The organism is Chitinophaga sp. SVR4-12A (assembly GCF_056754765.1).
The window spans coordinates 1,782,883-1,796,977 of record NZ_JBPGWP010000001.1 but is presented as its reverse complement, the minus strand read 5'-3'; the positions used below and the strand labels follow the sequence as shown (position 1 = coordinate 1,796,977).

General features: G+C 47.9%; 5 protein-coding genes. All 5 read left to right on the top strand.

Annotated features, from left to right (window positions below; translation table 11 throughout):
* Positions 1–13 precede the first annotated feature (13 nt).
* From ACR9Y8_RS07260 to ACR9Y8_RS07240, 5 genes are read left to right on the top strand one after another with little or no spacing between them, the layout of a single operon-like run.
* Positions 14–538, top strand: a complete 525-nt coding sequence (locus ACR9Y8_RS07260) for a hypothetical protein (RefSeq protein ID WP_481212576.1) — start codon at positions 14–16, stop codon at positions 536–538.
* A gap of 9 nt (positions 539–547) precedes the next feature.
* Positions 548–4,033 (top strand): carboxypeptidase-like regulatory domain-containing protein, encoded by a 3,486-nt coding sequence (locus ACR9Y8_RS07255; protein WP_481212575.1) that lies wholly within the window; start codon positions 548–550, stop codon positions 4,031–4,033.
* Positions 4,034–4,040: 7 nt separating this feature from the next.
* The gene (locus ACR9Y8_RS07250) at positions 4,041–4,796 is read left to right on the top strand and encodes a LolA3 family protein (protein WP_481212574.1); all 756 of its coding nucleotides are present in this window, start codon (positions 4,041–4,043) and stop codon (positions 4,794–4,796) included.
* 3 nt (positions 4,797–4,799) lie between these two features.
* Complete coding sequence (locus ACR9Y8_RS07245; RefSeq protein WP_481212573.1) at positions 4,800–13,385, top strand: RHS repeat-associated core domain-containing protein; 8,586 nt, start codon at positions 4,800–4,802, stop codon at positions 13,383–13,385.
* Positions 13,330–14,082, top strand: coding sequence for a hypothetical protein (locus ACR9Y8_RS07240; protein WP_481216246.1), 753 nt, complete (start codon positions 13,330–13,332; stop codon positions 14,080–14,082). The genes ACR9Y8_RS07245 and ACR9Y8_RS07240 overlap by 56 nt, the downstream gene beginning before the upstream one ends.
* The last annotated feature ends 13 nt before the right edge of the window (positions 14,083–14,095 follow it).

The following is a 14,095-nucleotide window of genomic DNA, read 5'->3' as shown; positions in this document are numbered from 1 at the left end:
TAAAATAAGCAATATGCTCATAAAAAGATTCCTTATTGTATTGTCAATGCTCCTGGGCGCTGCCGGCGGCCTGCAGGCACAGGAAAGGTCTGATACCGCGCGCTTGCATGGAGAATGGCTGATTGAAAAGGTAGAAACGAAACTGCTTACACAGGAGGGAAACACCTTGCTGGAAACAAAAACATATACTTCCCCGGACGATATGAAGGCTATAAACGCCTTTGTACCGCTGAGTATCAGGTTCGGGCAGCATGACTGTACAATAACATCGCCTTCAGGCACGGAACATGGCCACTATGTATTGCCGCAGAATGGCATCTTCCAATATCTGCAGGATGATGTGCTTCGCCTGGCGCAGCAACGGCTCAGGAAACAGGCCTCCCGCCGTGAATTGGTCGGCTTGACCGGTACTGAATATACCTACCGCCTGCAGCAATCATCTGCACTGGTGGTGAATATGCCTGCAGCTTTTTATAAAGACATTAACAGAAACCTGGCAGTAAAGCTGGTGTACACCTGCTATTACAGGAAAAAATAGTAAGAAACAATGACACAGAGTATTGCTTATAAAAGAACATATATAGCTTTTCTGCCGGTGTTGTTAATGCTGTTGCTGACGGCGGTCAGATCACATGCGCAGAACTGTGGCTGGAGTGTTACTGCCACATCTGAGCCTTCTACCTGCCTCGCTAATGGTACCGTAACGGCCACGCTTGTGAATGCCGGATCGATAACAGGCACTATCAGGTATAGGTTGACCTCTTTGACGAGGATCTTTGAAGTGCCCGAAAGCAGTTCCCCGGTATTTCAAAACCTTGCGCCCGATCAGTATAAAGTGGTTGCGCTGGGCGTGTGCAATGGTGCGTCGGATTCTGTATCCACCACGATCACCGTACAGGGATTCTATGCGCCCTTTTCTGCCAATGCGGTGGTTTCCCGTAGAACATTGGAAAACTGCTACACCGGCCGCATATTGGTTAACCTTTCATTCGGTAAAGCTCCTTATACAATTAATATCACTAATAAGCCTGCAACATATACAGGCCCCACAACTTTTGTTACAAGCAGCAATACCTATGTGATCGATAATTTATCTGATGGTAGTTATTCGCTGAATATAAGCGACGATTGTAGTGGTGCTGTTCCGCGGACAGTAACAGTGACCAAAACGCCGACCTTGTCTACCGGTCTTTTCTCCTGGAATTATCCGGCTGCACTGGGAACCGGCTGTAACCAGTTTACGGTTGGAAGGCCGATATGGCAAATAGTCACTGAGGATTACAATGTTCCTGGTACTCCGCTCAGTTACAGTGTTTCCTTTGATGGTGGCGCCAAACTTCCCTACAAACCAATAGCCAGTACCATAGATACCGTGGTATTGCCGGCTGGGCAAACGTTAAAGAATATGTACGGCAAGATAGTGACCTTTTACATCAGGACAAGCTGCGGGCAGGAAGTACAAAGTAATACAACCTTACCTACGCCGACCCTCAATATTTCGGCTTCACCCAATTGCGACATTGATTTTAATATGTCTGTTGGCTTTGGTTACGATTTTTTGTGCTATCCTGTTCACTTTACAGTTACCAATAATAGCACCGGCATTTCCAGGGATACGCTTACCAATACTACTTCCTGGACTGTTAATGGGCTCGCCTACGGCAGCTACACAGTTACGGCCAGCACGGCAGACGGCTTTACCCTGCAGAATACGAATTGGTCTCTACAGGCTCCTCCCATAGCAAGTTATTCTATCACCTCCGGTGCTATTGAAGGGCCATACGGAAGGCATAGAGCGGCCAGCTTTAGTATTCATAAGTCTATCGGGACTTTTACGTCACAAACCCGCATTGACCTGATAAGCCCGTCTACGTATCAGTATTCCGATTTCGCAGACGCAGGTGTTGCTAATACTTTGATCTTTGCCGCAAACGGAGATGTTCCTTTTTATCCGGATACCTACAAATTTAAGGTGTCAGATGGTTGTACTACCACAGAGCTACCGATCACTGTAACAGAAGATGATGTGTACAATTACAACTGGAGCATCCCTGCGCCCGTACAAACCTGTAACGGGCTTGACGTTACACCTACCGGAACTGCCATGTACAAAGGCATCAGCCGCCCGGTCTATTTTACCACCAGTTTTGGCATCAATGCGGGCGTGCCTTTAGGCACCCCTATACACGTCACATCCAATGGTTGGTATACTATTGGCATAGGCGCACAGTCATACATATTTAACTACGGTCCCGATGTTAATACAAAAACGCAAGTGTTCCAGATTGCTCCCTTAACCGTAGACGTTAACCGGTCAATGGGATGGGTATGTCCGGGTCTTCCGGCTGACTCAGGATATCTCAGGGTCTACGGCATCGGCGGCAGTACGGTTTCCACCGGAGTATATACCTATAAGCTTGCCGCAGCAGGCAACGGAGCTACCGGGCCTTACCTGGCAACTAATACCAGCGGTCAGTTCAGCACCTCCGCATCAGGCGGCGCCTATACATTGACCAGGAATCAGAATTATGATATACAGATAGTGGACGAGTGTGGCGCTTCCGTAGTGCAGGCAATTAAGATTGTGGATCTCACAACCGCAGAAATAGCTACTGCCAACCAGGCGGAGTACTGCCTTGGCGACGAGGTGCGTTTCAGCGTGATCAACCTGCCTTCTACAGCCATCGCATATCAGTGGACAGGCCCCGATAATTTCAGCAGTCAGGCACATCATCCAACCATAAGCCCCGTCACGGAAAAGACCGGAGGTGTTTATCATGTGACCATCAGCTCCGATATCTGTAAACAGCCCATTACTGCAGATGTGAACGTCGTATTGGCATCTTACATCACCAGCTGTTACAGCGCCGTTACAGACACCAGCGTAAACCCTTACGCCTATGGGCTCCTGGGGGCCTGGCGGCCGGTGCGTACCTATACATATTACGGTTCGCGCGCAGAGTCCGACCCCAACCAGGGAACCAATATCCGTAAGAATGGCGCCTTTAACGACTTTATGGCCTTCTGGCAACAGCAAACAGACGGCTGGAAAGCACAGACAACGGACCCCAACTGGGTATGGAACGCACAAACTACGCTTTTCAATAAGAAAGGGTTTGAACTGGAGAATAAAGACCCATTGGGCCGTTACAACGCCGGTATCTACGGTTATGACAACGCCGTACCGGTAGCCGTAGTCCAGAACAGCCGCTACTGTGAATCTACTTTCGATGGATTTGAAGACTACGCATTCATCAGCAGCAACTGCGACGACGGAAAATGCCCGGTAGACAGGCGGTTTAACCTTTCTGGCGCCAGCACCAGGATCATTAATACAGAATATCATACAGGCAGGTACAGCCTGAAAGTTACCAATGCTGATAAAGACAGCATCGCGATTATGATGCCGGTAACCGCAACAGCCACTGATCCAACAGATCCCACTTTCATTAAAGTAGAAGACGGATGTCCGCCCTATGATTCGCTACTGGTAGAGGTAAAAGCAAATAAAAACGTGCTGCTGCCCGCACTGTCACTGCTCTCCGGCAAAAAAGCAGTGGTAAGCGCCTGGGTAAAAGAAGCACAGGATTGTAAGTGCACTTCTTATACCAATAGCTATATCAAAGTAGTAGTGAAAGGCGCAGACGCCAGCGGTAGCGCTATCTATCCGGCAAGTCCAAAAGGCGCCATCATAGACGGCTGGCAGCGTATTGAGCAGGTGGTGGATCTGCCAGACGGCACAGAGGCCCTTTCGCTGATCCTGCTGGATACGACAGGTGTAGCGTACTTTGATGATATCCGCATACATCCTTACAATGCCAACATGAAATCATTTGTTTACGATGCGCAGAACCTGCGCCTCATGGCCGAGCTGGATGAAAATAACTACGCTACTTTCTATGAGTATGATGACGACGGCACTTTAACCCGCGTGAAGAAAGAAACAGAAAGAGGCGTGAAAACAATTAAAGAAACAAGGAGCGCTTTGATAAAAGAAGCAGCAGATCAGGACCCCAATATTGACACTTATTGATATGAAAATGCGCAGGATATTTTTGACGACCGCAGTATTGCTGCTCACCGTGCTTGGGCAGCAGGTAAAAGCGCAGGATGCCAGCGACACTGCTGCACTGTTTGCTGAAATGAAACAGATGCAGGAGATCTATAACCGCAGCCTGTCGTTCAACATGAGAATTACCTATGCCAGCGAAAAGCAGCCCGGTGCTGTACAGGATTCCGCAGCAGGAGGGATAGCTTATGCAGGCGCCAACTACCACTATTGGCTCGATAGCGTGGAAACCTTTTCCAATAAAAATTATAGCATTACCCTGTTTAAAAAGGACAAGGTAATGTACCTGTCAAAGCCTTCCGCGCTGGGCCCTACGCTGGACCCCGTGCAGCAAATGCGCACGGTGCTGCAGAAAACCGGGTATAAAAGCTGCCGCATTACCCAGCAGGGAGGCATTAAAACCCTGCACGTCGATTTCGGGCCGGATGGGCCCTACCGGGAAATGGATATGAGCATTGAAAAGAAGACCGGCTATGTTACATCTATGCGGTATGTGGTTAAGACCGCCATGCTGATGGGCCAGAATACTGCTCTCAATGCAGACCAGGTCAATGCGGAGTACGGAGAATATGCCATCGTGAAAACGGTATTTGATCACTATCAGCTGCTTCCGGCAGATTATGCCGGCTTTAATGAAAACAGCTTCTTTTATAAAGACGGGCAGGAGTTTAAAGCTACTTCCGCTTACAATGACTATAAAATTTTCACAGGATCGCCTAACCTATAGAATATGAGCCCTATTTTGAAGAAACTGACCGGTATATGCTTTTTATGGATGCTGTTGCTGGCAGTTGTTAATAAAGTACAGGCACAAACCGGCCCCGGAATTGTACTAAAGAATGTACTGGATGGTGCCAAAGGCCAACTGGCAAAAGATTCTTCCGTTACGGTACAGGATAGCGATTATTTCGATGAAGCGCTCCGTAGTAAGCTGGATACACCTTACCCGGTACGGAATATCGTTACCCTGAAGATCAATGAATTCTCTCCGCTCTATCTGGGCACAGCATTCAGCGTTACTGCACATGTGCGTATCACGTATACTACACCGCAGATGAATGAGGAAACAATTGAGCAGGATCTTACGATCAACTACGATACCGCCAATACCTATACCATGCGCAGCAGCTTCGTGTTTGCCCATGCGCACAAGGTAAAGGTAGAGATCATGAGCATCACCACGGATGCTGCCGCCAATGTGTTGCCCGCCCTTATGCTGGAAAACGCAATTGAGCTGCATCCCGCTTATAAGTGGTCATGTACTGACAATGCAGTAGAGGGCTTTCATCCAAACACGACGCCCAACACTGACTCTACGGATGAACTGCGGGTGGGTTGGGACGTAGCTACCGGTGCTGATGTATATGACCTGGAATGGGCATACATAGATTCCAGCGCGCTGTCACGTTATGGCAACCCCGTAAATGCAGACCTGGTGTTCGCCTATAACAGCACGCGTGTAACTATCGCCACTAACTCCTACAGGATCCCTTTGCTGTATGATGATGGCGGTATCTTATTCTACCGCGTAAGAGCAGTGCAGGAGAAAGGAAATAACCGGCGCCTGGAATCCGTCTGGAGCTCATATTTTAGTGGTGGTTTAGGGGCTTACAGTTTCATGGGGCATCAGCGCCTGCTGAACTGGCAGTCTTCCATTGCCTATGCAGAAGATGGTAAACGCAAAGTAACCGTACAATATTTTGACGGTAGCCTGAGAAGCCGGCAAACGGTAACGAAGGATAATAACACCGATACCACTATTGTTGCAGAAACAGCCTATGATTACCAGGGCCGCCCCGCTATACAGGTACTGCCGGCGCCTACGCTCAGCAATGTGCTCAAGTTCACGCGTAACCTGAACCGCGATATCAACGGTGCAGAGTATGATAAAGATCACTATGATTATATAGCGACTCCCGAAGATTACCTCACGGCCAGCGCTGCGCCGATGGATACAACGTCCGGCGCCAACCGTTACTATTCTTCGCAGAACCCAGACAAGAATAACGGTTTCAACAAATACATACCTAAAGCAGAAGGTTTTGCCTTTACCGAAACGCAATACACGCAGGATAACACCGGCCGTATCGCTAAGCAAAGTGGGGTAGGGCCCACCTTCAAAATAGGCAGCAACCATGAAACGCAATACTTTTATGGCTCACCTTCGCAGGAAGACCTGTATGCATTGTTTGGTACCGAAGTAGGCGATGTGACCCATTATTTCAAGAACATGGTAGCAGACGCCAATGGACAGTACGCTGTAACGTACCAGGACATGCACGGCCGTACCATTGCTACCGCCCTGCTGGGATCCCCGGAAAATATCAGCCTGTCCGATCTGCCTAACAAAGAAACAAGAACAGTGACCGACAGCCTTTCCGGCCCGGGAAAGAATACCCTGAAAGACCTGGTAATGGAAAGTAAAAGTTCCCTGCTGGTGGGAGAAGATAGCACTTACCATTTTATATATATATTACCCAAGCCAGTGCTCAGAAAACCGGATTGTGAGGGAAATATGATATGCTATGCCGGCTTGTATGATCTGAACATCAGGATAACAGATAACGTATACAACCAGCATCTGCCTGGCAAACAACCCTTTGATACATCTTTCCATAATTACACAGGCGGCAACGTGCTGCCCGACTGTAACCCTATACCGGATACGATCAGGTTTGATCTCCTCCTGAAAAAAGGCAACTACGAGATCACCAAGTCGCTTTCCGTGAATAAGCAGGGAATGGAATATTACCGGGATAGCCTCTTCCTGACCACTAACGTATGTACCTCGCTGAACGAAGAGATTGAAAAACAGAAGATCATACAGCGTACAGTAAGCTGCTTCCCCGATTGCGCAAGCTGTAAGGCTAACCTGGGCAGCTGGGATAATTTTCGTGTGAAGTATGTGGTGGATGCCGGTAATAATATAGCAGATACAGCTCTTTTCAGGGAAGAAGCCCTTGCCGCTTATCAGAGCGCGGTTGAGGCATGTAGGTCCCTTTGTGATGAAAATACAGAAACAAACGATATCAGGGCTTTAATGCTGGCAGACGTGTCTGCGCCTTCCGGCCAGTATGCCAATCCGGCTATTGATTCCCTCTATCCGTACTCGATATTCTATAAACCCAATGCCGATGCAAAATCTCCTTATCAACGGGATGATATAGTATACCTGGATGAAGCAGGCAAGCCGGATTTGGTATATGATGATCTTTCAGGTGTCTATGTAAAGCCCCAGCAACTGAATAAAGAGCAGTTCGGAGCCCTGTTCAAACCATCCTGGGCAGCTGCGCTGCTGCAGTTCCACCCGGAATATTGCAAGCTGACAGCATACGAGCAATATCAGGCCAGCGGCCTTTGGGACAGAAGGATGGAGAAGATAGATACTTACCAACAAGCAAAAGACTCCGGTTTCCTGAACCCTGCGGGTAATATCTCGCTGTTCCCTGCAAATAATATTGATCCGTTATTATCGCAGCTGTCTGCCGCACAACGCAATGATTTTACCAATAAGCTGATCACCTATGTAAAGGACGGGAACAATCCTGGATACTCCATGTGGAGCGTTGCAACGATCAGTATAAAATGTGGTAAGGACGACTTGGGCTGCGCCGCCAAATACAATACCACTGAAAAGGCATTTGACGAGGTGATGCTATGCCCGGGTGACAGGGATATGGCATGGCGCTCTTTCCGCCAGTCTTACCTGCGGGAAAAACGCCTTTTATTGGAAAGCCTGATACCCAACTGCGGCCCTTCAAATAAAGACCTTACAGGCGCAGAAGTACCAAAGATGCCACGGTTCTATACCACCGGCGGCGCTGTTGAAAGTGCCGGCCTGAATAATCTGCCAACAGAAGAATCCGCAGCCATCAGCTATTCTAAGGCGCAGATGGCTCAGCTGATCGCAGACAACTGTCATTCTTATGTAGAGTATTGGGTACATCAGCTGGCGCCATGTTATGGAGAAGCCGTAGTAAGGAACGAGCTGGCGCCCCTGCTGGAATATGTGTGTAGGGAAGGCGGCGACCCGGATCACCTGCGAGGAGCCAGCACCGTAAGGCCTGGCAGCCTGAGCGAATACAAAAGCTTTGCAGACGTGATCAATGATTTCAATACATCACACAACCATCCTGCGGATCAGTATACCTGTAATGCTGAATTGCTGGCTATTCCACAGCCTTTTGACAAACAGACAGTCTATGTGGATAATATCAGCTACAACAAACCAACAGCATGCGAATGTAATAAGCTGAGCATCCTGAAGAATGAATACCTGGCCTTAAAGAAGCCTGTGGATAGTACTTTCTCAGCATACCTGTTCCGCACCAGGAAGCTGAAGATCTCACAATCTAACCTGGATCAGCTGCTGGACGCTTGTTCAGCACCGGAAGGAGCCTGCACCTGGTTACCAAAGCCCTTGACCATTCCTGCCTTTATGCAGTGCGGTACAGCAAGTTCATGCACTACCTGCGAAGAGGTGAAAACACTGTACAATACTTTCCTGAGCACTTATCCGGGTGTGGTGCCTGTAACCGGTGAAGTAGACTCTATTCAGCAACTCAAGAACGAGCTCTTTGCCAATTACATGAACAATCGTTTGGGCTTCACCAAACAGGCATGGGAGTACATCAGCTATATGAGTGAATGTGACCAGGCGCCTGCACCCGGCGACGGGGTAGTGGTTTGCCAGCCTGGCGGGGAGTCTGCCAAGCAAATGGTCAGCAGCTATAATAACGGCGGAACGGACGTGATTATGGACATCCAAAAAACACAGGATGGCGGTTATATCATGGCCGGCTCTACCACTGGTTGTAGTAAAGGCGCAAAAGACGCCTATGTGATCAAGGCCGACAGCAAAGGTGAGCTGGTATGGGCCAAAACTTATGGCGATGTACAGAATGACGAGTTTACCAGCCTGGCCCCAACAACCGACAATGGCTATATCGCTATCGGCACTACCTCTTCCTACTGTTATGACCTCGGCGCCATCATGATCGTGAAGTTGGATGGCACCGGAAATGTGCAATGGAATAAGGTGATTGATTTTGCGGGGCATGGGGCAAGCGGAAGTGATATTATCCAGACAAGCAACAACGGATATGCATTTTCCGGCCTACGCACCACCGGATCAAAAAATACGGACTGGGTGATCGGTAGCTTTTCTGCAGATGGAGAACTGAACTGGATGAAGCGGATTGGCGGAACCGAGTACAGGTATGCGGCCAGTTTGATGGAAGATGCAACCCCTGGACGCTATCCTGAGCCCCGCCTGTTTGCTGCAGCTTCTATTCAGAGGGCTGGCATATACAGCTTCGACGCGGCAGTATTAGCTTTCAATATTGCAAATGGCGAACAGGTAGGTAGTAAACTATTTAAATATGACCAGGATGGCGAGATGGTGAGAGACATTATAAACCCGGGTACCGGCACTTCATACAGGCTGGCGATAGAAGCAACCATCTCCTGGCTTGACCGGCCGACTGCTTACCTCTTTGATTTTGATTTTAACTATAATCCTTCACCGCTCCGCCCTCTCGGTGACGGTAGGGCTGGTGGAACAGGAACCGGTTCATTTTCCATATTCCCGGCTTCCGACCAGGGATCATTTGCCGGACAAACCATTTACGCTCCCGAAGGAGGCCAGGATGTTTACTGGCATAAGCTCACAGAGCAGAATTCCTTGCAGTGGAGCACACATGTAAGGCTGAATGAAAACGAGGCCGTCTATAAAATGCTGGCGAATCCCAACGGAACACTGGCTGGCGCAGGTGTCTACAATGATGTTTCGGCCATGTTGATGCTCGCAAATACATCCGGTAAAACCGGCTGCAGGGATACAGCCGTTAACATTGTTGAGCTGCCGCCCTATACACTGGAACCGGTGGCATTGATGCCGCAAACAGACAGCGCGCTAGGCACCAATTGCATTAGCACCGTAGTGATCGGCGAAACAGTATGTAATCCGGTACGCACAATTGTGAGCTGTCCCGGACTGGATAGTTGCTTTATTGTAAAAGATGGACCGCGGCTTTGCGGCAACGCTGAAGCAGTGTTCTCTCCAATCGAGCCTGATCAGTCCAGCAACTGTTCTGACAGCACCTACTTTGCTACCAGCGCAGGTACTGTGAAATACAACGCATATATCGATTCTGTGAAGAACGATTTCGAAGAAAGCTATAAGGCAGAAGTGCTGAAGGCGCAGAATATGGAGAAATTTGCCGTTACCTATAGCAGCAGCGAATACCATTATACCTTGTATTATTATGACCAGGCAGGTAACCTGGTGAAAACAGTACCGCCCGCCGGTGTTGTGAAAGACCGCTCTGACGGATGGATCAATGATGTCAAAGCTGCGAAGGCAGCCGGTAACCAACTGGTGCCGGCACATAAAATGGCGACAGAGTACCGCTACAATACGCTGAACCAGGTAGTAGCACAGAAAACACCGGATGCTGGTAAGAGCCGCTTCTGGTACGATCGCCTGGGCCGCCTGGTAATATCGCAGAACGCTAAACAAATAGGAACGAATGCTTACAGCTACACCTTATATGATGCGCTGGCCCGCATTACAGAAGTAGGGGAGATCAGCAGCAGTACCGCAATGACAGACGCCATCAGCCGGGATACTACTAGTCTCGCAAACTGGATCAATACTGCTGCTTCGTCCAAAAAAGAGATTACCCGCACAGTGTATGACATTGCCTATGATCCGCTCACGTTGGGCATGCTGAAAGCGTCTAACCTGCGCAACAGGGTGTCATGGACAGCCATCTACAATGATGCCGCCGCCCTGGATACGAACGGATATTCAGCTGGTACTTTCTACAGCTATGACATTCACGGCAATGTAGATACCCTCGTACAGGACTTTAAGCTGGGTGGCATGAATGTGAACGGCAACCGCTGGAAGAAAATAGTATACAACTATGACCTGGTAAGCGGTAAAGTGAATATGGTGGCCTATCAGCCCGGCCAGAAAGACGCCTTCTACCATCGTTATACCTATGATGCGGAGAACAGGATCACCAACGTGGAGACCAGCCACGACAGTGTATACTGGGAGAATGATGCATTCTATCAATACTACAAACATGGTCCGCTGGCTAGAGCCGTGATAGGTCAGCAGCAGGTACAGGGCCTTGATTATGCTTACACCCTCCAGGGATGGCTCAAAGGTGTGAACGGCACCAGTCTCACTCCCGCATCTGAAATTGGTGGAGACGGCGCCAACGGTGGTATCACCGCACGTGATGCCTTTGGCTTCTCACTGAACTACTTTGGTGATAATGATTATAAACCGATAAATAGTATCGTTAAACCTTTTGCAAGCGTAACGCCTTCCGGCAGCAGCTTCAGACCGCTGTACAACGGCAACATTGCCGCCATGAGCGTAAATGTGCCCAAGGTAGGGGTACCGCTGCTTTACCAATATCGCTATGACGCCCTGAACAGGATCATTGGTATGGATGCCCAGCATGGCCTGGATGCCGCTACCAATACCTGGACGCCGGTAACAGTGCCCGACTTTGGAGAGCGCGTTACTTACGATCCGAACGGTAACATCCTGCAATATAAACGGAACGGTAATGAAACCTGGGCAGCTAAGCCACTCCAGATGGACAGCCTGACCTATCATTATGAGCCTGGTAGGAACCGCCTGAACTTTATCAGCGACAGCGTAGGTGTAGACAATTATGATGTAGACATTGACGGCCAGTCGGTGAATAACTACCAGTACGACGCTATTGGTAATATGGTGAAAGATGTTGCCAGCAACATCAGGAGCATTGAATGGACAGTATATGGTAAGATCAGGAGGATCATTAAGGAGAACGGGGATACGATCAGCTACACTTATGACCCTTCCGGCAACCGCATCAGCAAGAAAGTGAAAGGGGTAGAAACCTGGTATGTGAGAGATGCTTCTGGTAATGTGATGAGTGTGTATGTGAAGGGAAATGATTCTATAAATAACGGGGCGCTGAGCCAGACAGAAGTGCATATTTACGGTAGTAGCCGCCTGGGTATGACCACGCGGGTGACCAATATGCAGGACAGTACGGAGCAGGAGCCGGTGAATATAGAGGGGTTGGGCACGGGTGTAAATATTAATTTTATAAGGGATAATAAGTTTTTTGAGCTGGGGAATCATTTGGGGAATGTGCTGGCGACCGTGACGGATAGGAAGAAGGGGGTATCTGTGGATGGAGATGTGGTAGAGCACTATGAAGCGGATGTGGCTTCGGCGCAGGATTATTATCCGTTTGGGATGATGCAGCCGGGTAGGAATGTGAGTGTGGCTAGTTACCGGTATGGGTTTAATGGTAAGGAGAATGATAATGAGGTTAAGGGAGAGGGGAATCAGATGGATTACGGAAATCGGGTCTACGACTCCAGAATTGGCAAGTTCTTAAGTCTTGATCCTTTAATGAAGGATTATCCTTGGCTTACACCTTTCCAATTTGCCGGTAATACCCCTGTTTTTGCCGTGGATCTTGATGGTCTGGAAATCAGGAACGCCTATTTTAACTATGCTGAGGATGGTACCAAGACAGAGCTTAAAGTGCCGGATGATAAGAAAATCAAGCAATTTGCAGAAAAGGTAGATAAGGCAATTGCTGAGTTGAGACAGGATGACCCGGCGCTCTTTGAATTTGCAGATCAGTTTAATATTAGCATTCAAGGTGCTACAAAAGAAGATATAAAAAAGTATAAGTTAAGTGGAAACGAAGCGGGATTTATAAGAACAGATATCGCAGTTAATGAAGAGACATGGGATCCGCAGACTTCAGTATATAAAGCGTATAATAGTCAATACGGAGAAGGCGCATGGCAAAATTTGTTCAATACAGCTCCTGCAGAAGCTGCAAAGTGGAAAACAGACTATGAGTCAGGGACGATAACTGTCTACTCATGTAGAGCAACGAATGTCAATCAGCAGTTGATCTTCCTCGATTTTACTAAAATGGATGCCATGCAGAACGGAACCGCAAACTACGTTGATGCCTCCTCCGGAGAGGCTGTTAAAGGCGATTACGGAGAAACTTTGAAACATGAGATTGGCCATTTCATTTATCAATTATTCAAACAGGTATTCAGGGAGCCTATGCCCGACAATAAAGCAGAAAAAGCAGCTAACGAGCAATTCGCCGATGACCTTGATGGAACATTTGACAAGAAAAGTGAAACGACTACGAATTTGTCAAGATTTTACTTTGGAAACGTACCTAAACAAACCTTAATAATTGACCGTGCAGATGGTAGTACAAAAATTTCAACGCTGGACAACAAAGGTGGTCCTCCGGAGCATTAGTGTTCCAATGTTTTTGTTCGTCGTTATATGTGCGATCGGCTCTGCAGCTTACGGGCAGACGGCTGATTACCGTACTAAAATGAAGATGGACAGTATTCTGAGTAGAGAAATTGAAAACTATTCAGAGTTTAAGGCTCGTGGAATACAGTGGCATTCATATCATTTGAGCCGTATACTAGCTTTGAATGACTCAATTATGGTAGTTGAATTTGAACTTTTGTACACGGATTATGTATTCAGAATGCTTTATAACAAAGTAAACGAGAATTATAGTTTACTGCTCTTTGGAAGGTCTGACTATGTTGTATACTTTAAGAATGCATATGAATATTTGTCAAATTTTTCAGGTGATAAGGAAAAGGATCTCAATCTGACTTTGTTGGATGCCCTTTTGCCAGGTGATTATTGCGTTTGGTTCGCAGAGGCGGGGAAGGCTCAAAGTTACCAGCGGAAGTTAGGCTTAGATTCCTGTCCCGGAGAATTGGGAGATTCAAATCGGTCTACGTGTGCAACAGGTAAAGAAGGCATATGGGTGTATAGTCAGATTTTCAAAACATGGGCCTCCATAGAATTTAGAAGTGGTAAAATTTATATTAAGCCGTCTGTCTCAGGAAGAAGGGTCCCGCTGAGTAAATATAAATATGATAGAATTGATGTCGTGGCTTTTGAGGTTAAGTCCCGTAATACTTATAAGTAGATAATTGATATTT